Annotated in this window: 22 protein-coding genes; 14 read left to right on the forward strand and 8 right to left on the reverse strand. The window is 47.7% G+C overall.

The annotated features are described in order from the left end of the window. Positions 1-2: 2 nt before the first annotated feature. From QM657_RS13750 to QM657_RS13760, 3 genes are read left to right on the forward strand one after another with little or no spacing between them, the layout of a single operon-like run. Positions 3-1,907 (forward strand): heparinase II/III family protein, encoded by a 1,905-nt coding sequence (locus QM657_RS13750; protein ID WP_415067271.1) that lies wholly within the window; start codon positions 3-5, stop codon positions 1,905-1,907. A gap of 23 nt (positions 1,908-1,930) precedes the next feature. Further along, complete coding sequence (locus QM657_RS13755) at positions 1,931-2,665, forward strand: SDR family NAD(P)-dependent oxidoreductase (RefSeq protein ID WP_415067272.1); 735 nt, start codon at positions 1,931-1,933, stop codon at positions 2,663-2,665. A 23-nt stretch (positions 2,666-2,688) separates the two neighbouring features. Then, positions 2,689-3,027 (forward strand): cupin domain-containing protein, encoded by a 339-nt coding sequence (locus QM657_RS13760; protein ID WP_415067273.1) that lies wholly within the window; start codon positions 2,689-2,691, stop codon positions 3,025-3,027. A gap of 198 nt (positions 3,028-3,225) precedes the next feature. Here QM657_RS13760 and QM657_RS13765 read toward each other — a convergent pair whose 3' ends face one another. Together QM657_RS13765 and QM657_RS13770 are read right to left on the reverse strand one after the other, a co-directional pair. Then, a complete protein-coding gene (locus tag QM657_RS13765; RefSeq protein ID WP_415067274.1) occupies positions 3,226-4,368 on the reverse strand; it encodes an ABC transporter substrate-binding protein in 1,143 nt (380 codons plus the stop codon). Positions 4,369-4,467: 99 nt separating this feature from the next. Next, positions 4,468-5,511 carry a FecCD family ABC transporter permease gene (locus QM657_RS13770; protein ID WP_415067275.1) on the reverse strand — a complete coding sequence of 348 codons (1,044 nt, stop codon included), beginning with the start codon at positions 5,509-5,511 and terminating at the stop codon, positions 4,468-4,470. Between the two features lie 514 nt (positions 5,512-6,025). On the opposite strand from QM657_RS13770, the gene QM657_RS13775 reads away from it, so the two are divergent. The 6 genes from QM657_RS13775 to QM657_RS13800 all read left to right on the forward strand — a co-directional run bounded on the left by QM657_RS13775 (position 6,026) and on the right by QM657_RS13800 (position 12,791). Beyond that, positions 6,026-6,529 carry a QueT transporter family protein gene (locus QM657_RS13775; RefSeq protein ID WP_415067276.1) on the forward strand — a complete coding sequence of 168 codons (504 nt, stop codon included), beginning with the start codon at positions 6,026-6,028 and terminating at the stop codon, positions 6,527-6,529. An 82-nt stretch (positions 6,530-6,611) separates the two neighbouring features. Next, positions 6,612-7,418: a hypothetical protein gene (locus QM657_RS13780; RefSeq protein WP_415067277.1), complete on the forward strand. Its 807-nt coding sequence runs from the start codon at positions 6,612-6,614 to the stop codon at positions 7,416-7,418. A gap of 220 nt (positions 7,419-7,638) precedes the next feature. Beyond that, positions 7,639-9,018 carry a UDP-N-acetylmuramate--L-alanine ligase gene (gene murC / locus QM657_RS13785; RefSeq protein ID WP_415067278.1) on the forward strand — a complete coding sequence of 460 codons (1,380 nt, stop codon included), beginning with the start codon at positions 7,639-7,641 and terminating at the stop codon, positions 9,016-9,018. Positions 9,019-9,524: 506 nt separating this feature from the next. Then, positions 9,525-10,514, forward strand: a complete 990-nt coding sequence (locus QM657_RS13790) for a DnaD domain protein (protein ID WP_415067331.1) — start codon at positions 9,525-9,527, stop codon at positions 10,512-10,514. A gap of 30 nt (positions 10,515-10,544) precedes the next feature. Continuing rightward, positions 10,545-11,531, forward strand: a complete 987-nt coding sequence (locus QM657_RS13795; protein ID WP_415067279.1) for an ATP-binding protein — start codon at positions 10,545-10,547, stop codon at positions 11,529-11,531. An 81-nt stretch (positions 11,532-11,612) separates the two neighbouring features. After that, positions 11,613-12,791, forward strand: a complete 1,179-nt coding sequence (locus tag QM657_RS13800; protein ID WP_415067280.1) for a ribose-phosphate pyrophosphokinase — start codon at positions 11,613-11,615, stop codon at positions 12,789-12,791. 101 nt (positions 12,792-12,892) lie between these two features. Here QM657_RS13800 and QM657_RS13805 read toward each other — a convergent pair whose 3' ends face one another. The 3 genes from QM657_RS13805 to asnS all read right to left on the reverse strand — a co-directional run bounded on the left by QM657_RS13805 (position 12,893) and on the right by asnS (position 17,312). Beyond that, a complete protein-coding gene (locus QM657_RS13805; protein ID WP_415067281.1) occupies positions 12,893-14,755 on the reverse strand; it encodes an ATP-binding protein in 1,863 nt (620 codons plus the stop codon). 3 nt (positions 14,756-14,758) lie between these two features. Continuing rightward, positions 14,759-15,829, reverse strand: coding sequence for a metallophosphoesterase family protein (locus QM657_RS13810; protein ID WP_415067332.1), 1,071 nt, complete (start codon positions 15,827-15,829; stop codon positions 14,759-14,761). Positions 15,830-15,920: 91 nt separating this feature from the next. Beyond that, positions 15,921-17,312: an asparagine--tRNA ligase gene (asnS, locus tag QM657_RS13815; protein WP_415067282.1), complete on the reverse strand. Its 1,392-nt coding sequence runs from the start codon at positions 17,310-17,312 to the stop codon at positions 15,921-15,923. 279 nt (positions 17,313-17,591) lie between these two features. Here asnS and QM657_RS13820 point away from each other — a divergent pair, with 279 nt between their 5' ends. From QM657_RS13820 to QM657_RS13840, 5 genes are all read left to right on the forward strand, one after another. After that, complete coding sequence (locus QM657_RS13820) at positions 17,592-18,866, forward strand: glucose-1-phosphate adenylyltransferase (RefSeq protein WP_415067283.1); 1,275 nt, start codon at positions 17,592-17,594, stop codon at positions 18,864-18,866. Continuing rightward, complete coding sequence (glgD, locus tag QM657_RS13825) at positions 18,863-19,984, forward strand: glucose-1-phosphate adenylyltransferase subunit GlgD (protein ID WP_415067284.1); 1,122 nt, start codon at positions 18,863-18,865, stop codon at positions 19,982-19,984. Before QM657_RS13820 ends, glgD begins: the two co-directional genes overlap by 4 nt. 25 nt (positions 19,985-20,009) lie before the next feature. After that, positions 20,010-20,294 carry a septation regulator SpoVG gene (spoVG, locus tag QM657_RS13830; protein ID WP_415067285.1) on the forward strand — a complete coding sequence of 95 codons (285 nt, stop codon included), beginning with the start codon at positions 20,010-20,012 and terminating at the stop codon, positions 20,292-20,294. 194 nt (positions 20,295-20,488) lie between these two features. Beyond that, positions 20,489-21,475: a diaminopimelate dehydrogenase gene (locus QM657_RS13835; RefSeq protein ID WP_415067286.1), complete on the forward strand. Its 987-nt coding sequence runs from the start codon at positions 20,489-20,491 to the stop codon at positions 21,473-21,475. A gap of 26 nt (positions 21,476-21,501) precedes the next feature. Next, a complete protein-coding gene (locus QM657_RS13840) occupies positions 21,502-21,912 on the forward strand; it encodes a DUF3783 domain-containing protein (RefSeq protein WP_415067287.1) in 411 nt (136 codons plus the stop codon). 75 nt (positions 21,913-21,987) lie between these two features. On the opposite strand, the gene QM657_RS13845 is transcribed toward QM657_RS13840, so the two are convergent. The 3 genes from QM657_RS13845 to QM657_RS13855 all read right to left on the reverse strand — a co-directional run bounded on the left by QM657_RS13845 (position 21,988) and on the right by QM657_RS13855 (position 26,121). Continuing rightward, on the reverse strand, positions 21,988-22,737 hold the full coding sequence (locus QM657_RS13845) for a phosphotransferase family protein (RefSeq protein ID WP_415067288.1): 750 nt from the start codon (positions 22,735-22,737) through the stop codon (positions 21,988-21,990). A gap of 134 nt (positions 22,738-22,871) precedes the next feature. Further along, positions 22,872-24,782, reverse strand: coding sequence for a 1,4-alpha-glucan branching protein GlgB (glgB, locus tag QM657_RS13850; RefSeq protein ID WP_415067289.1), 1,911 nt, complete (start codon positions 24,780-24,782; stop codon positions 22,872-22,874). 4 nt (positions 24,783-24,786) lie between these two features. Next, positions 24,787-26,121, reverse strand: a complete 1,335-nt coding sequence (locus tag QM657_RS13855) for an alpha-amylase family glycosyl hydrolase (protein ID WP_415067290.1) — start codon at positions 26,119-26,121, stop codon at positions 24,787-24,789. Positions 26,122-26,125: the final 4 nt, after the last annotated feature.

Below are 26,125 nucleotides of genomic sequence, written 5' to 3' on the forward strand. Positions count from 1 at the left end.
AAATGAAGTATGTAAATGACACGTTTTACCGCCTGATCAATGAGGGCGCCCAAAACCGGGAGCTGGTAGAGGAAATGAAAAAGGAAGTGGACGAATTTCTTCCCTCTTTTTCGGATTCCCCGGACCGGCTCAGCCGGTGGGGGCACTATTACTTTTGCGATGATGACGGAGGAAGGCTGATCTTTGATTTAAATTCCCCCTATAAGCACCGGTGTGAGGTGTGCGGCAAGATATTTGAAGATCAGGTTTTTGATGGGGTATGGGTTTATTTTTACCGCAATAAAGCGGTGATCATGGCTCTGGTGTCTGCGTTTATTTATAAAGCCACGAAGGAAAAGAAGTATTTTGACTATTCCGTGGCGGTGATGGAGTTTTATGCCGGACATTATAAGGAGTTTCCCTTACATAACAAAGAAAACTTAACCGGGGAGTCCTATGATGCGATGCCGTGGGGCTGTGGAAGGATGATGCCTCAGGGCCTTAATGAATCCATTGTGGCAATCCGTTTCGTCCAGACCATTGAGATTTTAAGGGATGAATTAAGCCGGGAATTCCTTGATCTGATGTATCACGGCATGTTCCGGGAAATGTATGCTCTTCTGGCCCCCCAGGCCACCAGAATTCACAATATAAGCTGCTGGAACTTATCGGCCATCGGCGTGATGGGCCTGGCATTTCAGGATCAGGAGATGATCGATTTTGCATTCAGCAGTGAGTTCAATATCAGAAGACAGTTAGAAACAGGTGTGACCAAGGACTATTTCTGGTATGAGGGCTCCATCCATTATAATTTCTTTTTGCTGGAAGGCATTGCGTACCTGTTTTTGTTCAGCAGGATTTACGATTACGACTTTGGCAGAACAGGGACTGAGATTTTACAGAATATGTTTGTACAGGCATACGATTATGCATTTGACAATCATTTTCTCCCCAATCCCAACGATGGCTGGCCCAACTTAAATTTGAAGACGTTCAGCTATATCTACCACACGGCTGCCAGGGCCATGGGAGGGGACAGCGCAGTCGCCAACCTTTTAAAGAACATAGAAGCATCGGATTCGGTTCGCACGGCTTTGCCCTTGTCAGAGCCATATTACTGCAATAACAGAGTCTGCCTGGAGCAGCTTTTATTTAACATTGACTTTGATTACGGGAAATTCACCCCGGTAAAACAGAAATCCCGCAACTTCCCCAAATCCAATTATGTGATTTTAAGAAATAACACATGGAATGGGTTCATGAAATACGGGCTGAACGGCAAATCCCATGCCCATCCCGACATTATGAATGTGGAGCTGATGTGCGGGGATCACAGAATATCCAGGGATTTATCGAATGCAGGATACCGGGCCCGCCTTTGCAATGAATGGCACCGGAAAACCCTGTCCCATAATACGGTCTGCTGGAACGGAAAGGACATCACCTCCATAAGTCCGGGGGAATGCCTGTATTATGATGAAAATAAGGTCACTGCAAAAGCCAGAAATGTCTATGAAGGGATTCACTATACCAGGACAATGCAGATTACGGAGGACTCCTTCCTCGATGATTTTTGGGTGGAAAGTGAAAAGGATGGAGTTTTTGACTACGCTTTCCACTTGGAATCCGGCCTCTGTCTGGAATATGACCTGGAGCTGGAGGACGGGGACCTGGGATTTCAGGAAAACGGCTATCAGCATATCCTTGAAACGAAACGGGTGAAAACGAAAGAAAGTCAGGTTGTGCTTCATGTCAGAACAGAAGATGCCGCATGGAGCATACGGATTGACCTTCAAGAGAATCAACGGCTGTATCTGTTAAAGACCATGGACAATCCGGTCAATCAGAGGAGAAATACGATTTTACTGAGGAGTACAGGAACTTCTCCCCATTATCATTTGAAAATAATGCTGGAGACAAAACAATAAAAACGGAGAAAAGGAGATTGAATATGAGAGCAGTCATCACAGGAGGAACGAGCGGAATTGGCTTAAGTGCGGCAATGGAGCTGGGAAAGGCCGGTTACGACATCATTATCACCGGAATTAATCAGGAGGATGCACAAACGGCACTGGGGACATTAAAGGGCCATGGAATAAAGGGCGAGTTCATTTATGCGGATTCCATGAAGGAAGAAGACGTCAATCTCTGCTTTGAAAAGATTGCCCAGACATATGATTCCATCGATGTGCTGGTGAACAACGTGGGCGGACTTGGAGGAAGACAGCGATTGGAAGAGATGGAAACGTCTTTTATGAGAAGGGTGATGGCCCTCAACTTTGACAGCGCATTTTTCGCAAGCCGCGCGGCGATTCCTCTGCTGAAAAAGGGAAAGAGTCCCTCCATCATTAACTACAGCACCATTGCAGTCACCTCCGGAGGCGGCCCAGGCGCAGGAATCTATGCGGCAAGCAAGGCTGCTATTGAAGGGCTGACACGGGCGCTGGCAAAGGATCTTGCAGAGTATGGAATCCGTGTAAATGCCGTATCACCGGGAACCATTGACACCGCATTCCACTCCGCCACAAAACGTGAGATTTTGGACTCCTGGAAGGAAGGAATTCTCATGAAACGCCTTGGAGAACCGTCAGAGGTAGCTTCCGTCATCGGATTCCTGGTTTCTGAAAAAGCTTCCTTTATCACGGGAGAAGTGATCCAGATCAATGGCGGCCAGGTGTTCATTTAATAGGATAGAAAGGAAACTTTGAAATGGTATTAAAGTATGAAGATATAACCCCTGAAAACCCGGAGCCGGGAATCACCAGACGCATTCTGGCGAGAGGCGGCAGCATGATGGGGGTGGAGGCGTCCTTTAAAAAGGGGGCTGTCGGCAGCCTTCATAGACATCCTCATGAGCAGGTCAGCTATATCGTATCCGGCTCCTTCCGGTATGAAGCGGATGGCGTCAAATATACGCTGAAAGCCGGTGACAGCTATTATGTGGAACCGGATGTGCTCCATGGGGCGGCTGCACTGGAAGACTCTGTGATTTTGGATATCTTTACGCCTCAGCGGGAGGATTTTCTTGGGAGTGCAAAAGAGGTGTAAAGGATTTAAGGAAACAAGGTTTTAAGAAAATGTTTAATTGAAGAGCATCCCGTTTTTAACGGGATGCTTTTTCTAAGTATATGGAATCCTCATAAGGGTTTTCAACATCCATTACAGTTATCATCCTTTCGCCTATGATATGAAAAAACGGACTCTTTTTGAGCCCGTTTTCTTGTCTTTCATTACACATTTTTTAAATCACGGATTTTCCAGGTTAAGAATCTTCTGAGCCTGTTCATCGGTCAGCTCATAGTCAAAGAATTCCTGATAGAAATACTTGACTTCTTCTGCCATGTTAATATCGGTAAATGCTTCCGGGTGGAGCTTTTGAGCCATCCACATGAGCTGAAGGATACACTGTACGCCGGAATCCCAATAGAATACGCCCACCGGGGAGGCATAGACCCTGCCGTCTTTTACAGCCTGCAGAGAGGCGAACTTGGGATCGCCTGTGAGCTCGGCCAGAACCTGGTCAATGGTCTGTCCCTGGGACACGCCGATGTGGTCTACAAAGATGTGGTCCGGATTCCAGGAAATGATCTGTTCCAGAGAAACATCTACAAAGGAATGGCCCGGAATCTCCTTGGAAAGGCTGGTTCCGCCTGCATAGGCGATCATTTCCGTAACATCGGAGTCAGCTCCTACAGAACGCTCAATGCCGCTGCTGGCAAAGTAGACTGTAGGCTTTTGTTCATCGGTCAGGGTATTGGTATAGTCTGTGATGAGCTTCATCTTCTCATCGAAATAATCGGCATACTTCTGGGCTCTCTCAGGCGCGTCTCCGCCCACGATGTCCGCATAGCGGAAAAGAATTCCCTTGATGTTGTCAAACGGTTCGGGGCTGGGGTCCCAGGGCACAGCCACCATACCGGCCCGGTTAATGGCCTCTACGGTCTGGGGATTGCCAAAGCAGAAAGCCACCTGAGTGCCTTTGTTCAGCAGAACTTCCGTGTCCAGATCGGTTCCATTTTCCAGCACATCGATTTCGCCCAGACGCTTATATATCAGGTTGGACCAGGGCCAGGCCTTTTTGTGGGAGGCGGAAGCCATGACGATCTTGTCTTCAGCGCCTAAGACAACCAGTCTTTCATAAGCTGGACCGAAGATGGCGGCCACCTTGTCCACCACAGCAGGAACCTGGGCCTGTGTGCCGTCACTTAAAATGGTTACAGTTCTTTCGCCGGAGGCAGCCTCAGAGCTTTCTGCGGAAGGCGCTTCAGTGCTTGCAGCGGTCTGGCTGGGCTGGGTAGCAGCGGCCGTAGGAGACTGCTGGGGGGCGCATGCTGTTAAAGATGACAGTGAGAGGGTCAGCGCCAGGATGAGGGATAAAGTACGTTTCATAGGTATTCTCCTTATTTTTTATTAACGGAACAGCAGAATAAAGCTTTTTATGCTGCCGTCCGCAATGAACAGAGGTTTAGGTGCCGTCTGCTTCCGGCTTTATTTTAAAGCATCCCGTTTTCCTTTCAAAAGCAGAAGGATGAAAAAAGGCGCTCCCATAATGGAAGTGAGGATGCCGATGGGCAGTTCCACGATGAACATTCCCCGGATTATGGTATCCACCAGAACCAGAAAGATGGAACCGATCAGGGCTGATGCGGGCAGAAGCACTTTATAATTAGGCCCCATCAAAAGACGGGAGAGGTGAGGGATGATCAGACCCACCCAGCCCACCACACCGGCTACGGCCACACAGGACGACGTGATTAAGGTGGAGCAGAGGATGATGATCAGGCGTATCTGCCGGGCGTCCACACCCAGGGTATAGGCTTCTTCTTCCCCGAAGGACAGGATGTTGATCCGGTGGCGGAGAAACATCAGGGGAATCACTCCAAACAGAAGGGGAAGCAGCATAAACAAAAGGGACTTAAAACCGATGGAAGCAAAGCCGCCCATGAGCCAGAAGGTGATGACGGGCAGTTTTGAGTAAGGGTCGGCCACATACTTTGTAATGGAAACGAAAGCCTGAAACAAGGCTCCCACCACCATGCCCGTGAGGACAAGGGTGAGGACCTGGTTGCCTCCGTAGCTGATGGCTGAGGCCACGAAAAAGGTGAGCGCTACAGCCATAATGCCCATGCCAAAGCTCATCATATGGATGCCTGCAAAGTTAAAGTTCATCAAAATGGCGGCTGCGGCTCCCAGGCTGGCCCCTGCTGATGCACCCAGAAGGTCGGGAGAGGCCATGGGATTTTTAAACACTCCCTGATAAGAGGCCCCTGCTGTGCTGAGACCAGCTCCAACCAGGAGAGCCGCCAGGATTCTGGGGAGGCGTACGTGGAAAAGAACGGTATACGCCGTCTCGTCTGCAGCAGGTTTGCCCGCCAGAGCATCGTATACTGTTTTTAAAATATCTTCCACACTGAGATAATACTGACCGGTGACACAGGCCAGCAAAACGGCAAAAACCAGGATGATCCCCATAAAAAGGAAGTTCCGGCCCGGATGCGCTCTCTTTCCTGTTTTTTGTTGGTCGGTTTTCATGGCTTCCTCTTTCCGGCTTGAAGATATTACTTTCACCGCCAAACGATATATTTTTAAAAAACATTCGAAGTCTTTTTCGATTTTAGCGAATTATGGTAATGAAGTCAAGAAGTTTTTAAAAAGAAAGCGGAATGGAACGGTTATCACGATAAGATGATGGGAATATATGGAAGAAATTTTGGTATTTTACGGATAAAAGTCATTCAGAGGTCAATTCAGACAATACATTATTGAAAAAAACGCCATAAGAAGATATAATAGAGTAACCGAAAGTGAACAAAAAAGATCAGTAAAATGTAAGAAAATTTGAATATTGCCTTTATGGAAAGGCGATTTATGCCGATATGATACAGGATGGGGTAAAACGGGGTGCATGCTTGCATTTCCCCTGTTTTTATGCTATAGTTACACCCGAATAAGGCCGTGAAACCCTAGGCTTTAAAGGGATTTCACAACAAAGACCGGTGTGTTCGAGACCTTCCACACCTAAAACAAAACTAAAGGAGAATTGAATATGAATTACAAAACATCTGAAAGGACCCATTTTATTGTCTTTTCAGCGGCTATTGCCGCAATCTACACCGTACTGACCCTGATATTTGCGCCTATCAGCTTTGGCCCAATCCAGTTCCGAGTTTCGGAAGTCCTTTGTATCCTCCCATTTTTTACGCCTGCGGCAGTTCCGGGACTGTTTATCGGCTGTCTGCTGTCCAACTTTTTGTGCGGCGCGGCTACCCTGGATGTCATTTTCGGCAGCCTGGCGACTCTGGCGGGAGCGATAGGGTCCTATAAGTTTCGCAAAACGAAGTGGCTCGTATGCGTGCCGCCGATTCTGGCAAATACCCTTGTCATTCCATGGGTGCTGCGGTATGCCTACGGTTCGGAAGATCTCATTCTATATTCCATGATCACTGTGGGCATTGGTGAGGTACTTGCAATCGGTGTTCTGGGAAATATTTTAATGAGTGCTTTAAACCATTATAAGCATATTGTTTTCGGACGTTTTTCCGCTAAGTGAAATGTCCGGTCCGGAAGAGTATTACTGATAAAGCCGGTATGACTTATAATGTTAACATTACAAAAGAATCGTGGTGGAGAATATGTCAGTAGGAAGAATGAGCTTAGTCAGTAATGCGGATCACTATTTTACAATAGCAGTGGATGAGTGCAGCGATTGGAGAATGAACGGAATCCTCTTTCATGAGAGAGTTTCCGGAATCTGCTTTGGCAGTGTGCAGGAACTGATTTTGAATATAGACCAGATCCTTGATGATGTGGGAAGCCCCAAACAGACGCTTCAGATGCGCTGCTTTCCGGGAATCATTCCTTCTGATTTTACTGTAAATCGATATAGCGGAGAGCCACGGAAGGGAAATGCAGAAACCTTTACGGTCTGCATCCAGTACCGCTACCATGCAGGCTGGCAGGGCACTGTGAGCTGGCGAAACGGCGAGAAAAGAGAGGCATTTGAAAGCGAACTCCAACTGCTTCAACTGATTAAGGGCGGGGTCAACCGGACTTTTCCAGAAACAGGAGAAGAGGGAGGCTTGAATTCCTGCCATCTGACCGTAGCTGATTACGATTTGGGAAAATTTATTGGCGGCTATCAAAGCATATCCGCCAATAAGACCAGGCAGTTTCACACTCCGGTGGACTTAGCCTCTACCCTGCAATGCTTTATGGAAGGAAACGGTACAGGGCTGTCTTCCGATTTATCCATGGAACCGGGAATCAAGGCTTCTTTTTCCATTAAAATCATGTACCGGGAGCGGGCTACGTGGCAGGGAGTCGTCTACTGGCGGGAAGGCAGAGAGCAGCTTTCCTTCCGAAGCTTTAAGGAGCTGCTTCATATGGTCACCCTGGCGGTGGAGTCAGATTCCAGTAAAGTTGAAGCGGTTTTGCAGTAATTACATAGCTTTTTCACTCAAAGTCCCCGGACCCTGTAAGTCCGGAGGGCTTTTTTTCGGCCTTTTGTTTTGAGAACAGAGGCATGAGGGCAGGTGTTTTTCTATAAGATTATATTGTGGATTTTCTTACTGCTTTCCTGTATAATAGAAGGAACCCAATTTACTGCTGAAAAGTAAGAAGAAGTATCAACCAAATAGAAAAATTAAGGATGGAAAAAACATGTATCAGATTGATTTTCATAAACAGTCAGCAATTCATTTCATAGGAATCGGCGGAATCAGCATGAGCGGTCTGGCGGAAATCCTCATTGACGAAGGCTTCACGGTCACAGGCTCTGATGCCCAGGAATCAGCCCTGACCCGCCACCTGGAAACCAAGGGAGCGAGGATTTCTTACGGCCAGAGGCCTGAAAATATCACCGATGGAATTGATGTGGTAGTCTATACGGCGGCAGTTCATCCCGATAATCCGGAGTTTGCAGAGGTTCAGAAAAGAGAAATTCCCCTTTTGACCAGGGCGGAGCTCTTAGGCCAGATGATGACAAACTATGAAAATGCCATCGCTGTTTCCGGAACTCACGGCAAGACCACCACCACCTCCATGCTGACGGAAATCCTTTTGGCAGCGGATACGGACCCCACCATATCCGTAGGCGGAATTTTAAATTCCATCGGCGGAAATATCCGCGTGGGAAGCTCTGAATTATTTGTAACGGAAGCCTGTGAATATACCAACAGCTTTTTATCCTTTTTCCCCACCATGGAAGTCATATTAAACGTGGAGGCCGACCATCTCGATTTCTTTAAGGATTTGGAGGATATCCGCAATTCCTTCCGTTTGTTTGCCAGGAAGCTTCCAAAGGAAGGTGTACTGGTTATTAACAATGATATTGAGAGCGTGGAAGAGATCACCAGAGATCTGCCCTGCAAGATCATCACCTTCGGCAAAAAGCCGGGAAGCCGGTATGAGGCGGAGGCGATCCGCTTCGATGAGCTTGCCAGGGCTTCCTATGAGCTTAAGATAGACGGAACGGTTGTGGATACGGTTACACTTGGAGTTCCGGGAGAACACAATGTGTATAACTCTCTGGCCGCAGCCGCAGTCGGCATGGAACTGGGGATATCTCTGGAAATGATCAAAAAGGGATTAAAGCGTTTTACAGGGACCAACCGGCGCTTTGAAAAGAAGGGTGAGCTGGGCGGCGTGACCATCATTGACGATTATGCCCACCATCCCCAGGAAATAAGGGCGACTCTGGAAACGGCACAGCATTACCCGAAGAATAAGCTGTGGGTGGTGTTCCAGCCCCACACCTATACCAGGACAAAAGCGTTTCTGGAGGAATTTGCGGAGTCTTTGTCTCTTGCTGACGAGGTGATATTGGCGGACATCTATGCGGCCCGTGAAACCGACAATTTAGGGGTCAGTTCCAGGGATATTGCTGAGAAAATTGAAAAAAGAGGGGTAAAGGTGCATTACCTGCCGTCGTTTGATGAAATTGAAACATTTATTTTAGAAAATTGTATACACGGTGATTTGTTGATAACTATGGGGGCCGGAGACATTGTAAAAGTGGGAGAAAAGCTATTAGGCTTGTAGTTATCCACATTATCCACATAGTTTTCAACATTTTTAACTGGAAAACTATGTGGATTTTTTAATTTACATAATTTATAGTCTTACAATTTATAAAGTCACGGTTTTATCAGCAAATCGACAGGAATCGGGAAGAAAATACAAATTATGTATACCTGATTTCCACATTATCCACAGTTTCCACAATTCATTTGGTGGATAACCCCCCCTATTTCCTTTTGAGGGGAGTTGTGTTATGATGTTCACGAAAGCGATGAGCAGTGCAGAATCAGGGCGTGCGAAAATTTTCGTTGTGCTCGCACATAAGAAAATTTTCACATGACCTGATTCATAGGGCGAACGCCCGTGAGCCAGGAAATCCCCAGGATTTCCTGGCTTGGCACTGCGGACCAGCGGACTAACCGGCTAACACCCCAGCCCCCCCAAAAAGCGAGGTTATACCAGTGAATATAAAGAGCAGTTTTCAGATAAATGCAACCATAATATCCAACGATTTCATTGATGAGCATATGGCAGGCGCCAACGGAGAGTATGTAAAAGCATACTTGTACTTAATGCGCCACGAAGGCGAGGAAGTGACCATCTCCATGATCGCCGATGCCTTAAACCATACGGAAGCGGATGTGACACGGGCATTATCTTACTGGAAAAAGGCCGGAGTTTTATTGGAAGACCTTCCCCCAAAACAGGAACCGTCTCCAGCCTTTTCAGAGACAGCCTGCGCCGTCGGAACGGCTCCTGCCGAGAAAACCCCAGCTACGCCTTTAAAGCGCCCTTCCTACTCTCCTGACCAGATCAGCAGCCTTGCCGGCGACGAAGACTTTTCCCAGCTTCTCTACATAGCTCAGAAATATATGAACAAGGTATTTACCCAGAGGGAATGCGAGGTCTTTGCCTATCTCTACGACGGCCTTTCCATGCCTGCTGAACTTTTGGAGTACGTGGTGGAATACTGCGTCCAGGGTGGACACAGCAGCATCCGCTACATTGAAACCGTGGCCATAAGCTGGCATGAAAAGGGCTTTCGGACTGTGGAAGAAGCCAAAAACCACGCTGTTTCCTTTTCCAAGGATTCCTTTGCCGTTATGAAGGCATTTGGACTCAATGACAGGAAACCGGGTGATATGGAGCGGGGCTTTATGGACCGGTGGTTTAAATCCTACGGCTTTACGAGAGAGCTGGTAATCGAAGCCTGCAACCGGACTCTGGCAGCCACCCACTCCCCCAGCTTCCAGTATGCAGACAAGATTCTGGAGGGCTGGAAAAAGTCAGGTGTCCGTTCCTTAGAAGAGGTGAAAAAGCTGGATGAACAGCACGCCGACCGGATGAGAAACGCAGATGCAAGGGGAGGCAAAAAGCCGGAATCTGACGGCAAAGCCGGAACGTATAAGCAGGCACCTTCTTCAAAGGGAAGAGGCGGCCAGAACCAGTTCCAGAATTTCCCCCAAAGAGAAATCGATTACGATGCGCTGGTATTGCAGCAGCTTGCAGACCAGTAGCATACCAGTATATATGGGAAGGAGGCCGTTATGGCTCTGAGCAATTCACAATACGATGCCATCATGCGGGCCTATGGGCAGCAGCAGTTTAAAAACCGCCATGAACAGGAGGAACGGATAGCAGAAGTATATGCCAGGATTCCGGTTATGAAGGAGCTTGATGATTCCATCAGCACCAAGGCGGTGGACAGCGCCCGCAGGCTGCTGGAAGGAGATCAGGAAGCCCTTAAGGAAATGCGGAGTGAAATCGCAGACTTGAGAGAACAAAAGCGGGTGCTTTTAAGATCAGCGGGCTTTCCGGCAGACTATATGGAAATGAAATACCGGTGTTCGGACTGTAAGGATACAGGATATGGAGATGGAAGAAAGTGCCACTGCTTCCGCCAGTCTGAAATGAAGTACCTCTATGCCCAGTCCAATATTGAGGGAATTGTTGCCGTTGAAAACTTCAGCACCTTTTCCTATGAATACTTTGATGACACCAGAGTGCTTCCCGTTCTCAACCGGACCGTGAAACAGTATATGGGGCAGGTGGTGGAAATCTGCCGCAATTTTGTGGACAAGTTTTCCAGGGACCATGGAAACCTGCTTTTTACAGGCCCGACAGGGGTTGGAAAGACCTTTCTCACCAACTGCATTGCAAAGGAGCTGATGGACCGGTATTATTCCGTCATTTACTTATCTGCCAATGACTTATTTGAGGTGTTTTCCAAAAACAGGTTCGATTACCAGAATGAGGAAGATATGAGGGGCATGTATCAGTACATTTTAGACTGCGATCTTCTGATCATTGATGACCTGGGAACAGAGCTTAACAATAGCTTCACTTCCTCTGAACTGTTTTACTGCATCAATGAACGGCTCAACTCCTCAAAGTCCACCATTATTTCCACCAATCACCCCATGAACGAGCTGAGAGACCGCTATACGGAGCGCGTGACTTCCCGGCTGATCAGCCGCTACACGGTGATTCCCCTTTACGGCGATGATATTCGCATCAGGAAGAAGGCAAAATAAGCCGATAGCCTTGACTATTGACCGACTTAATGATATAAAAGAACCGTTGCAAGGCAATTGAATACGTTGGAGGAAAAGATAATGCTTTACGAAGAGAAAATTATAGAGACCATTCCGGTAGGCCCTCTTGGCCTGGTGCCGCTCATGAGCTGCCAGGAAATGGGAAACAAGGTCAACGATTACCTGGTGTCCTGGAGACATGAGAGGGAGAGCGAGCACAAATCTACCATCGCTTTTTCCGGTTATCAGAGGGATTCCTATATCATCGGGGCCAAGACTTCCAGATTTGGAACCGGAGAGGCAAAAGGAGCCCTGCTGGAGTCAGTGCGGGGAGATGATCTCTATTTCATGGTGGATGTGTGCAATTACAGCCTCACTTATTCCCTCTGCGGAATGACCAACCACATGTCACCGGACGACCATTTTCAGGATTTAAAGCGTCTGATCGCAGCTTCCGCAGGCAAGGCCCGCAGAATCAATGTGATCATGCCCTTCTTATATGAAAGCAGACAGCACAAGAGAACCAGCAGGGAGTCCTTAGACTGTGCCCTGGCTCTTCGGGAACTGGTGAACATGGGAGTTGAAAATATCATCACCTTTGATGCCCACGACCCAAGAGTGCAGAACGCCATTCCCTTACAGGGCTTTGAGACGGTTCAGCCCATTTACCAGTTTATCAAGTACCTGTTAAAGGTAGAAAAGGAACTGGAAATTGACAGCGATCACATGATGGTCATCAGCCCCGATGAAGGTGGCATGGGACGCGCTGTATATTTTGCAAACGTTCTGGGCCTTGATATGGGTATGTTCTATAAGCGCAGGGATTACACCCAGGTCATCAACGGACGCAACCCCATCGTTGCCCATGAATTCCTGGGAAGCAGCGTGGAGGGCAAGGATGTGATCATCGTTGACGATATGATCTCCTCCGGAGAAAGCATGCTTGATGTTGCCAAGGAGCTTAAGAGAAGGAAAGCCAGAAAGGTATTTGTCTGCTCCACCTTCGGACTCTTTACAAACGGCCTTGCGAAGTTTGATGAGTATTATGAGAAAGGCCTCATTGACCGGATTCTGACCACCAACCTGGTATATCAGACTCCTGACCTCCTTTCCAGACCGTATTACATTAATGTGGATATGAGCAAGTACATTGCCCTCATTATAGATAATTTAAACCATGACGCATCCTTAAGCGAGCTGCTGAATCCAACGGGCAGAATCAACCGCATTCTGGAGCGCTACAGGGCCGGAGACAGGTAATAGAATTCCCTGTTCAGGCACATAAAAAAGGCACCTTCAAGCTGATCTGTAAAAACAGCCTGGAGGTGCATTTTTTCATGTTTTTTGCACCGGTTCGATGATTATATTTCTACCAGATGATAAGGAATCAGATTTGCGGTCAGCATCTGGGCTTCCCGCTGATGGCAGGTGAAGATGATGATCTGGTCGGAATAAGTGCTTACCAGCCATTTTAAGGCAGTGCGGAGCCTCTCATCGTCATACAGCACAAAGCTGTCGTCAAAGATAAAGGGCATCCGGTCCGTATTCTCCTGAACCAGAGAAGAGGCTGCCAGACGGAGGGCTAAATACACCTGATCCATGGTGCCGCTGCTGACCTGCTCTAAGGGAACCAGCTTGGTCTTTGTATTTAAAAATACGTTGAGGTTTTCATCCACGCTCATGCTGGTATAAATACCCCCTGTGATTCCGGCAATCAAGTCAGAGGCGGCCTTATTTAAATACAGGCCAAAGGAATCACGAATGGAGGAGGAGAGGGAGGTCATGGTTTCCAGGGCCAGATCAATGGCGGATATCTCTTCCCGGATGCGGTCATTTTCCTCTAAAATGTGTTTCAGCCCCTCTGCCTGGGTCTTGCAGTTGGATAAATGCTCCAGCTTTTTCTCCAGCTCCCACTGGCTTTTCTGCTGCTTTTCAATGGATTCCCCGCAGCCTTCCTGTTCCTTTTGAAGCTGTTCGATCTCAGCCGCTTTCTGGCCGATAGCGGCCTCTGATTTGGTGACAGCCGTACAGAGGCGGGTGAACTCCGCCATCCTGGCCTGGAAGGCTTTCATGGCGTCCTCAGAGATATCGGTATTGCCCAGATGCCTGGAGAGGACTTCCTGAAGAACCTTGGCGCTCATTTCCATATCCCGCTGGCTGTGCCTCATCCGCAGAAAGAGAATCAGGCCGATCAGATAGAATATAATAGAGGCCCCGATAAAAAGCCCTACTAAAAGGATTAAGTCTAATCCGTAATAAGCCGTAAAATAATTGGATTCCCCCAGATAGTACATCACTCCCGTGCAGCATAAGAGCAGCGTAGCGATGACTAAAGAAAGGATGGACAGGGCCTTTCTGGGCTTTTTCTCACAGGAGACTTTTGCTTCCTTATACTCGTCAAAGGTTTCCTGGGCCTTTTCCAAATAGGCGAGGATGGATTCCTGATCAGAAAACTGGTTGCCGGTCAGCATCTGCCGCCCTCTGGCGACTTTTTGAAGCAGCTCTTCCTTTTCCTTCTGCCGCTCATCTAAAGTGGTCTTCACCTCAGAACGCCGTTTCTGGTAAGACTGAATCTGGTTTTCATATTCAGGAGAGGAAATCTCCTTTTCCGTATTCCTGATCTCACTTAAGAGAGAAGTATAGGTGCGGGCGGCTTCAGGAACCATCTGAGCCTCCAGCTCCTTTCGCTGGGATTTTAAAAGGGCAGCAGCCTTTGTGATGTTAAGGGATAAATTTCCCGTAGTATTTAAGTTGGCGATGTAATTTTTTAACTCAGAAACCATCCCCTCGTCTGTGGCGCTTTTTAACTGCCCGATGCTGACTGTATTGATGTAGGCGGCTTCGCTTAAACCGCACAGCAGATCATCTAAAAATGCCTTGGTAGGCTCCACTTCCCTTCCGGCGGTTTCATCTACAATTTTAAATTCCTTCTTATTCTTCTGAAAGGTGCGTTCGATCCGGTAAATGTGATTCTTATGCTCCAGCCTTATCTGTCCCTCGTACGTGCCGCTGTTTTCCCAGGGCTCGTATTTGGTATAGAGATCACTTTTGGAAGCCCGTCCCCGCTGGCGTTCGATGCCAAAGAGCATTCCCCGGATAAAGGTGTGTATGGTGGATTTTCCGGCCTCATTTTTGCCGTAGACAATGTTGAGCCCATCCTGGAAAGAGAGGTTTCTTCCATGGAATTTCCCGAAGCCGTTGATATAGATATCCAGTATTTTCATGGGTCAGCTCCTTTCGTCCGTTGTGCGCAGCAGGGCATTGATGCCGTAGTGAAGGGCCTTTTTTTCCACCGGGCTCATCTCCGGCTTTTGAAGGGCCTGGATGAAGAAGCCGATCATATCGCTGGGGTGTTCTGCAAAGAGGGCGGAAAAGTCATACTGAGGTTCGGATTCGTCAATGATTTCCATGATCTTAAACCGGGTGGAGAGCATTTCTAGGTCAAAGGAAATGTCCGGGTCCCTCATCCCCCGGATGCGGAAGCGGAAGATGTTTTCCGTTCCCCTGTTCTGGATTTCCTGGGTGATCTTCATTGCCAGCTCCGTGTTGGTGGTGGCAGTGGTTACGTTGACCACCAGGGAGATATACTGAAGCTTTGCCAAAGGGATGAACTTTAGAGAAGTCACCACACGGGTCACTTCATTGATATCACCCACCATCATTCCGTGGGGGCCGGATTCGGACTTGTCTAAAGGCTCTAAAGAGCCCGCAAAGGCCATTTTATTTTCCAGAAGGATTTCAGGACGGTGGATATGTCCCAGGGCGATATAAGAGAAATCCAGGCTGCTCATGGCGCCTTTATCAAAGGGGATGTGGTTGGCATCTCCGCCATGGCCCAAAAGGACGTGGATGCGCCCGTTGTTTGGCACCTTTAAATGGTCCAGCCGGTTCTCCGGGATTTCCGTGGAATGATAGCTGAATCCATAGACTTCCGTATTGATTTCCTTAAAATAAACGCTTTCCAGCTCATCTCCCATCAAATAGGTCACATTGGGAGCCCAGGTAAAGCTTAAAAGGGCAGAATTGCTTCTGATCCGGTCGTGATTGCCTGCAATGATGACCACATGAACTGTGGGTATGGTAGAAAACAAATAATTCACTTCTTTTAAGTCTTTGGCAAGAGGCTGGCGGTGGAATAAGTCTCCGGATATGAAAAGGCAGTCGGCCTCCAGAAACTTCGCCTGGGTCACAGCCCTTGCAAAGGTATCCTTAATATCCTGGCTCCGTTCCTTACTCCACGGCTTGTCACTGTCCGGGCTCATCCCCCAGTGAACATCTGCAATATGTATGAATTTCATTGTTATTACCTCGCTGTTTTGCGGTTTAGCCATATATGGCCTGATTTTAAACAACTTCCCTGCCATAAAGGAAGGGAAGTTGTTTCACAGATTAAAGTTCGCAGTTGTTAACAGTTCTTGGGAAAGGAACCACATCGCGGATGTTGCCCATTCCTGTCAGATACATGACGCAGCGCTCAAAGCCCAGGCCAAAGCCTGCATGACGGGTGGACCCGTATTTTCTTAAGTCAAGGTAAAACTCATAATCTTCTTTATTAAGGCCGGATTCCTCCATGCGCTCCACCAGCTTCTGGTAGTTGTCCTCACGCTGGCTTCCGCCGATGATCTCTCCGATTCCGGGAACGAGACAGTCCACAGCGGCTACAGTCTTTCCGTCGGGGTTCAGCTTCATATAGAAGGCCTTGATCTCCTTCGGATAATCGGTGACGAAAACAGGCTTTTTATACAGCTCTTCTGTCAGATAGCGCTCATGCTCTGTCTGTAAGTCGCAGCCCCAGGACACTTTATAATCAAAGGCATCGTTGTGCTTTTCCAGCAGCTCGATGGCTTCCGTATAAGTCACATGGGCGAATTCAGAATTCAGCACGTGGTTTAAACGGTCTAAAAGACCCTTGTCCACAAACTGGTTGAAGAAGTCCATCTCTTCGGGAGCATGCTCTAAAACGAAGCGGATGATATACTTTAACATGGACTCTGCCAGCTCCATATCATCGTTTAAATCGGCAAATGCCATCTCAGGCTCGATCATCCAGAACTCAGCCGCATGGCGTGTGGTGTTGGAGTTTTCCGCACGGAAGGTAGGTCCGAAGGTGTAGATGTTGCGGAATGCCATGGCATAGGTCTCACCGTTGAGCTGTCCGCTTACCGTCAAGTTGGTAGGCTTTCCGAAGAAGTCCTGGGAAAAGTCCACATCCCCCTCTTTGGTCTTTGGAATGTCTTTCAAATCCATGGTAGTGACCTGGAACATCTCGCCGGCGCCCTCGCAGTCGCTTCCGGTGATAATGGGAGTGTGGACATAAACGAAGTCCCTCTCCTGGAAAAACTGGTGGATGGCATAGGCGATTAAGGAGCGGACACGGAACACAGCCTGGAAGGTGTTGGTTCTGGGGCGCAGATGGGAAATGGTCCTTAAATATTCAAAAGAATGTCGTTTTTTCTGAAGAGGATAATCGGGTGCGGAAGGTCCTTCAATGAATACTTCCTCAGCCTGAATCTCAAATGGCTGCTTTGCCTCCGGTGTGGCGACTAACGTTCCGGTTACGATGACGGCAGCTCCGATATTTAACCTGGAAACGTCGGCAAAGTTCTCCATGGTGTCATGATAGACGATCTGAAGTGTTTCAAAATAAGTTCCGTCATTTAAAACAATGAATCCAAAGGACTTGGAATCTCTTAAGCTTCTCACCCAGCCGCCTACGGTGACCCTGGTATTTAAGAAGGATTCCTTGTCCTTATATATTTGTCTTACTGTTGTCAAATCCATAATGGTTTCTCCTTTTGCGTGTTGGCATACTTACCAAGATTATACTGTATTTTGGCCGCTGATTCAAGGGGGGATGCACAAAAACATGGGATATGGATAAAGTTATGTACTGAAAATAGGTATTTGTGACCCAAAGTCTGTGCAGTTACAAAAAAGGCATGAATAATGTCGGAAAATGCACAAAAAAATATCGTAATAATTCAAAAATTTGTTCACTATTCTTCAAATGTATGGTATAATGCTAGTACAATAAAATTCTAACAGCAAGAGGTGATAAACGTGATTAAAAAAGAAATGATTGCCATGCTTTTAGCTGGCGGACAGGGAAGCCGTTTGGGCGTGCTCACGCAGAAGGTGGCCAAACCAGCAGTATCTTTTGGTGGAAAGTACCGCATTATTGATTTCCCGCTAAGCAACTGTATCAACTCCGGAGTAGATACAGTCGGAGTTCTGACCCAGTATCAGCCATTACGTTTGAATACCCATATAGGAATTGGAATTCCGTGGGATTTGGACCGCAATGTAGGCGGTGTTACCATTCTCCCGCCATATGAAAAGAGCAAGGGAAGCGACTGGTATACAGGTACCGCTAATGCCATCTACCAGAACTTAGAGTATATGGAGACCTACAATCCGGAATACGTTTTAATACTGTCAGGCGACCATATCTATAAGATGGATTATGAGGTCATGCTGGAATACCACAAAGCCAATAATGCTGATATCACCATTGCTGCCATGCCTGTACCTATTGAAGAGGCCAGCCGGTTCGGAATTCTGATCACTGATGAGAATAACCGGATCACGGAGTTTGAGGAGAAGCCGGAGAACCCCAGAAGCAATTTAGCTTCCATGGGAATCTACATATTCAGCTGGAAGGTGCTCAGAGACGCCCTGATCAAGATGTCCGAAGTTCCGGGCTGCGATTTCGGCAAGCACATCATTCCGCACTGCTTCGAATCAGGCGGACGGGTATTCGCCTATGAATACAACGGTTACTGGAAAGATGTAGGCACCCTTGGCTCTTACTGGGAGGCCAATATGGAGCTCATCGACATCATTCCTGAATTCAACCTTTATGAGGAGTACTGGAAGATCTATACCAAGAGCGACATCATTCCGCCTCAGTACGTATCAGAGAATGCGGTCATTGACAGAAGCATCATCGGAGAAGGTTCGGAAATCTGCGGAGAGGTCTATAATTCTGTCATTGGTGCAGGTGTCTTCATCAAAAAGGGCGCTGTAGTCAGGGATTCCATCATCATGCGTGAAAGCGTTGTGGGAGAGAATTCCAAGGTTTACAAAGCCATTATTGCTGAGAACGTAAAGATCGGCGACAATACGGAGATTGGAGTCGGAGAATACAGCGAAAGCAAATACGATCCCAAGGTATACCAGTTTGACCTGGTGACAGTGGGAGAGAATTCGACAGTTCCCAGCAATGTGAAGGTCGGAAAAAACACGGCAATCGTGGGGGAGACAACGCCAGAGGACTACCATGGCGGAGAACTGGCTAGCGGAGATTACATCATAAAGGCAGGTGGTATGCGATGAGAGCAATAGGAATTATATTAGCAGGCGGAAACAGTAGAAGGATGAAGGAATTATCCAGTAAAAGGGCGATTTCAGCTATGCCGATTGCAGGCAGCTACCGCAGCATTGACTTTGCCCTCAGCAACATGACAAATTCCCATATTCAGAACGTGGCAGTTTTGACCCAGTATAATTCCAGGTCCCTTCATCTGCATTTGAGTTCATCCAAGTGGTGGGATTTTGGAAGAAAGCAGGGAGGCTTGTTCGTATTTACCCCGACCATCACTGCAGAGAGCAGTGACTGGTACCGCGGTACGGCCGACGCCCTCTATCAGAACCTGACATTTTTAAAGAACAGCCATGAGCCTTACGTTGTGATCGCAGCAGGCGACGGCATCTATAAGCTGGATTATGCCAAGGTTCTGGAATATCATATTGAGAAAAAAGCGGACATCACTGTGGTGTGCTCCGAACTTCAGCCGGGAGAGGATGTCACCCGTTTCGGATTTGTTCAGACCAACGAGGACGGAAGGATTACAGAGTTTGAAGAAAAGCCCATGGTGACCACTTCCAATACGGTTTCCTGCGGAATTTATGTGATTCGCAGACGCCAGTTAATCGAGCTGATCGAGCGCTGCGTCATGGAAGATTCCTACGATTTTGTAAGCGACATTCTGGTGCGCTATCGGAACTTGAAGAGAATCTATGCTTATAAGCTGGACTCTTACTGGAGCAACATCGCTTCCGTGGAATCCTACTATAAGACCAACATGGATTTCTTAAAGCCGGAAGTGAGAGATTACTTCTTCTGCCAGTCTCCTGAGGTCTATTCCAAGATCGACGATCTGCCGCCGGCTAAGTATAATCCCGGTTCAGCAGTGAAGAACAGCCTGATTTCCAGCGGAAGCATCATCAATGGAGTGGTGGAGAATTCCGTTTTATTTAAAAAGGTATATGTGGGGAATAACTGTGTCATTAAGAATTCCATTATTTTAAATGACGTATATATAGGGGATAATACGGTGATTGAAAACTGTATCGTGGAGAGCCGGGACACCATCCGGGCCAACACTACCCATATCGGGTCTCCGGATGACATAAAAGTCGTTTTGGAAAAGAACGAGAGATACGCATTATAAGGATTGCGGTGGGAGGGGTTTTAACATGCAGATTACAGACGTGAGAGTGAGACGGATTGAAAAAGAAGGAAAGATGAAGGCCATTGTATCCATTACTTTAGATAACGAATTTGTTATCCATGATATTAAGGTGATTGAGGGGGAAAATGGTTTATTCATCGCCATGCCAAGCCGCAAAGCGGCCGATGGAGAATACCGGGATATTGCCCATCCCATAAATTCAGGAACCCGTGATATGATTCAGAAGGTGATTCTGGATAAGTATGAGACTACGACCCTGGAAATACCGGATGCAGTAGCAATGGCATAGTTAAAAGGAAGAAGCTGTTGGAAAGGCAAAGACATATCTGCCGGAACATCAGCTTTTTTTGATGTTTTAAACAGAACATTTGAGACTGCCTCTTTCCTGGGCATGCAAAAGTATTTTCAAAACAGGATTTACACATGGCTCTTTTTGGAGTTATAATAAAAAACGAAAAATTTTCTGGAAAGGCGGCTTAAGATATGACAATAAAAATCGGTATTGTAGGCTATGGAAACCTGGGAAGAGGCGTGGAGTGTGCCATCCGGCATAACCCGGACTTAGAGCTTACCGCAGTATTTACAAGGAGAAATCCGGAGTCTTTAAAGGTGCTGACACCGGGTGCCACGGTGTGTTCCTATGAGGAAATTCTCTCTTTTAAGGACTCTGTTGATGTGCTGATTCTGTGCGGCGGAAGCGCTTCAGACCTTCCGGTGCAGACGAAAGAGCTGGCAGAGCATTTCAATCTGGTTGACAGCTTTGATACCCATGCCAAAATCCCCCAGCATTTTGAAGCGGTGGACGAGGCTGCCGGGAAGGGGAAAAAGGTGGCAGTCATATCCGCAGGATGGGACCCAGGCATGTTTTCTTTAAACCGCCTGTACGCAGGAGCTGTTTTGCCGGGAGGCAGCGATTATACTTTCTGGGGCAAGGGCGTCAGCCAGGGCCATTCCGATGCCATCCGCAGAATTTCCGGTGTTAAGGATGCCAGACAGTATACGGTTCCGGTGGAAGAAGCGTTAAAAGCGGTGAGAAACGGAAGTAACCCAGAGCTGACCACCAGACAGAAACACACCCGTGAGTGCTTTGTGGTGGCAGAAGAAGGGGCTGATTTAGACCGGATCAGAGAAGAGATCGTGACCATGCCAAATTATTTTGCCGATTATGATACAACGGTTCAGTTTATTACAGGGGAAGAGCTGATGCGGGATCACAAGGGCATTCCCCACGGCGGATTTGTCATCAGAACCGGGACAACCGGCTGGGAGGATGAGAACAGCCATGTGATCGAATACAGCTTGAAGCTGGATTCTAACCCGGAGTTTACGGCTTCCGTGCTGGCAGCTTATGCCAGAGCCGCATACCGCTTAAATCAGGAGGGACAGCAGGGCTGCAAGACGGTTTTTGATATCGCTCCGGCGTATTTAAGCTCCTTAAGCGGGGAAGAATTGAGGAAAAACCTGTTATAATCTGAGCAGGAACAGGAGGGACAGAAGTGGCAGCAGGAAAAGAGATGGTTCTGTACTATCAGCCGGAATCGGACAAGCAGAAGGGCAACGATACAAAGGCTGCTAAGATGAAGGCAGTGCTGGTGCGCATGGGCATCCGGATTAAAAATATTTCCCAGGAGCAGATGGGACAGACCGTAGGCTATCTGGCAGGCCTTGAAGGGTTTGAGGAACAGGAAGCAGAGGTGTGTCCGCCTGTTAAGGAAGAGGTTCTGGTCATGAAGAACTTTTCCAATGCGAGGCTGGATGAGTTTTTGATGAGCCTGCGGCGGGCAGGCGTGGAGCGTATCGCTTTAAAGGCAGTGGTGACCGACACCAACTGCAAATGGAAGCTTTATGATCTGTACCAGGAGCTCGTGAAGGAACATGAGGTCATGTCCAAAAGGGAACAGAAATAAAACAGAAAAAATGGTATCCCAAGCCAGATTGCGGCTTTTGGGATACCATTTTTGTTATATGTACTGATTTTATCTTTACTGGTAATCGCAGACATTGGCCCACTGCTGCAGTAATTGTGCTTCCTGAGGCCTTTTCTTGGATAACTGGGCTGCTGCAACGATGGGAAGCCATTTCTGAACGTACTTTTTTGCTGTTCCCGTCTTTTTACAGAAGAGGTCCATATACATATCGGCCTTGTTCTGATCCTGGAGGCAGAAGAGCAAGTAGGTTCTGGCCACATCGGCGCTGGCATTGCCCTGGGTGGCATGTACCCAGTCCAGGACGAACATGGTTCCGTCATCCTTTACAATGATATTGGTCGGATTAAAGTCCCCATGGCACAGCTTTGTATGCTTTGGCATGCTGTCGAGCTGTGTCCGCATATCGTACACGGTCACATCGTCCAATACTTCTGTATCCATGATCTGGCGTGACATCTTATCCTTCAGCTTATTGAGAAGAGGACACTGTTTTGACATGATGCTCAAGTGAAGGTCCACCATCTTTTCCATGTATTCCGGTAACTTTTCAGGGTTTTCATCCATGAGCTGCTGGAGGGTCTTGCCTTCGATGAAATCAAAGGTGATGGCCCACTTTCCTTCAAAGACACTGACTTCCAACACTTTTGGAACGTTAACTCCGCCCACCTCTTCCACACGGGCGGTAATCAGGGCCTCGTTTAAAACCTCTGCTTTCGGGAAATCCGCGTTAAAAACCTTCAGCGCTTTATCTCCATCGCGAAAGACCTTTTTTGTTGCAGTTGTCACAATTAATTCTGCTGCCATAAAAACCTCTCTCCTTCCATACCATAAGTTTAAAGCAAGCAATGCATTGACTTGTACCTATATATTACTACAACTCCTGTAAAATGTATAGTTAAATTTTTATCAAAGTCTGAAAGGCTGCTTATGACCTGGAATTAAAACCGGAAAACCGCTGCTCCATAGGCGGGAAGGGAGTAAGCAAAGGAGTATTCCTGTCCATCCCATTCCTTTTGTGCGGAACGGAAGACAGGGGCTTTTTCTCCCCGTTTGTACAGTCCGTGGCTCTCATTTAAAACAAGGGTGAAATTGCCCCGTTTCGGAACGCCTACACGGAAGTCCGGATAAGCCACAGGAGTGAAGTTTAATACAAACAGCAGATTGTTTTTGCCGTTTTTGCCGTACCGGATGAAGCTGAAAATGCTGTGTTCGCTGTCGTTTGCATTGACCCAGGAGAAACCGTTCCAGTCGTAGTCATTTTCATAAAGAGCCGGATGCTTTTTATAGAGATGGAGAAGATCGCTCACATATTCCTTAAGCTCTTTTCCCAGAGGCTCATCGGCCAGATACCAGTCCAGAGCCGTCTTTTCATCCCATTCGTGGAACTGTCCGAAATCCTGTCCCATGAACAAGAGCTTTTTGCCCGGATGCCCCAGCATAAAGGTGTAGCCCAGCTTTAAGTTTGAGAATTTATCCTCTAAAAGCCCCGGCATCTTATTGATCATGGAGCATTTCAAATGAACGACCTCATCATGGGACAGCACCAGAATGTATTTTTCGCTGGTAAAATAGGAAAGCCCGAAGGTCATTTTATCGTGGTTGAATTTGCGGAAATAGGGGTCCAGCTTCATGTATTCCAGGAAATCGTGCATCCAGCCCATGTTCCATTTGAAGGTAAAGCCGAGTCCGTCTTCCTTGGGCTCTCCCGTAACCTTGGGCCATGCTGTGGACTCCTCTGCAATGACCATGGCGCCGTTTCCCCGCTCCTTCATCACGCTGTTTAAGTGCTTGAAAAATTCAATGGCTTCCAGGTTTTCATTGCCGCCCCTGCTGTTGGGAACCCAGTTTCCGTTGTCTCTTCCATAGTCTAAATAGAGCATGGAGGCCACCGCATCCACCCGGAGTCCGTCCACATGGAATTTTTCTACCCAGTAAAGTGCGTTTGCGATGAGGAAGTTGCTGACTTCTGATTTGCTGTAGTCAAACACCTTGGTTCCCCAGTCCGGATGCTCTCCCTTTCTCGGATCAGCGTATTCATAGCAGGCTTCTCCGTCAAAGTCAGCCAGCCCGTGTGCATCCCTTGGAAAATGAGCGGGAACCCAGTCTAAGATGACTCCGATCCCTTTTCTGTGCATGTAATCCACAAAGTACATGAACTCCTCCGGCGTCCCATATCTGGAGGTAGGGGCGAAATAGCCTGTCACCTGATAGCCCCAGGAGCCGTCATAAGGATGCTCTGCAATTCCCATCAATTCCACATGGGTATATCCCATTTCTGATATGTAATCCGCCAGCTCGTGAGCCGCTTCCACGTAGGTGTAAAACCCGTCTTTTTCTTCCCTGCTTTTCTTCTTCCAGGAACCTAAGTGGACTTCATAAATGCTGACAGGCCCTTCTAACAGGGCGTTTGCCTTCCGCTTTTCCAGCCAGGGGCCATCCTTCCATTTAAATCCGGATAAATCAGCCGTAACAGAAGCTGTCTGGGGACGGTACTCTCCCTGGGCTGCATAGGGATCGGCTTTAAAAAGAATCTTTCCGCTCTTTGTGGTAATGGCAAACTTATAAAGCTCTCCAACGCCCACGCCTGGAACAAAGGCTTCCCAGATTCCGGAGTCAGCCAGCAGTTCCATGGGAGTGGTGTCCGGATTCCAGCCGTTAAAGTCGCCTGCAACCCCTGCCTGTTCTGCGTGAGGAGCCCAGACTGCAAAATACATCCCATCTTTTCCTTCATAGGTTTTCGGATGAGCTCCCAGCTTTTCATAAATCTCGTAATGCCTTCCATTGTTGTAAAGATACCGGTCTACTTCCGTAATAAAACCTGTTCCGATTTCCTTTTTCTTCTCTGCCATATGCTCACCCCTCCATAATTTTTAATATGACACCCCGGTTTGCCGGAATGGTTAACTGGATTTTCTGATCTTTAACGGGGTACTCTTCCCCGCTTAGAAGATCTACGGCAATGTCCCCTTGTGACGGACACGCGATCTGCACAAATGCTTCCCTGTCATCGTTGTTGACTGCTGTGACAAGGGCTTGTCCCTCGTAAAATCTGGCAAAGGCGTACTGCCTGTTGGTGAGAAGCAGCTCCTGATACCGCCCTCCGTGAAAATGGGGATTTTCCTTATGAATCTGTCCCAGCCTGCCTATGAAACCCGACAGAGAATTGGATTTTGCCTCCCTGTCTGAAAGGGAAATGGCAGGGCGAAGGGCAAAGTCATCCCAATTGGTCCTTTTTCCTTCTATTCCGAATTCACTGCCATAATAGACAGACGGAATGCCCGGAAGGGTAAATAATAACGTATAAACCGGATATAAATGCTCTGGGTTTTGCAGCTTGCTGGCGATCCGGTCCTCGTCGTGATTGTCCACAAAGGTATAAAGCCAAAGCCCTATGGGGTCAAGCCGTTTTACGTTGTGGGCAATTTCAAAGTAGTTGTGATCGTTGTGACCGGAATAAATGCTCTTATGTAGTTCGTAATTGGTGACAGAGTGGAGCGTGGAATCGTTGACCCACCTGCCGTAATCTCCGTGGATGACCTCGCCCATGAGCCAGAAGTCTTCCTTCATACGGTCAGTCTCTTTTCGCAGTTCATTCATAAATCCAAAATCCAGAACATTGGCGCAGTCTAACCGGATGCCGTCGATACCAAAGGTCTGAATCCAGAAATTTACGGTATCGAATAAATACTGCCTTACCATGGGGTGATGGAGGTTGAGACAGGGAAGTTCATAATGCCCCTGCCAGGCCTCGTATCCAAAGGAATCCCCAAGGGGGCTGCTTCCTCCGAAATTGACTCCCTTATACCAGTCCTTATAAGGAGACTGCTCTCTGTTTTTAACAATGTCCTGAAACGCAAAAAAATCTCTTCCGGTATGGTTGAACACACCGTCTACCACCACCTTGATTCCTGCCTCGTGGCAGAGGGCTGTAAATTTTAAAAAGCCCTCCTGGCTTCCCAGGCGGCGGTCCACCATCCGGTAATCGCGGGTATCGTATCCGTGGGTAGAGGATTCAAACAGTGGCCCGATGTAGATCGCATTGCACCCAAGAGAACGGATATGGGGAATCCATTGTTCCAGCTCTCCAAAATGGTCGGTGACAGAGTCTCCTCTGTTTTCCTTCGGTGCTCCCACAAGTCCCAGGGGATAGATGTGATAAAACACTCCCCCTTCATACCACTTGCTCATATAC

Origin of the sequence: Lacrimispora sp. (genome assembly GCF_047605665.1) — a bacterium.
Lineage (GTDB): Bacteria > Bacillota > Clostridia > Lachnospirales > Lachnospiraceae > Lacrimispora.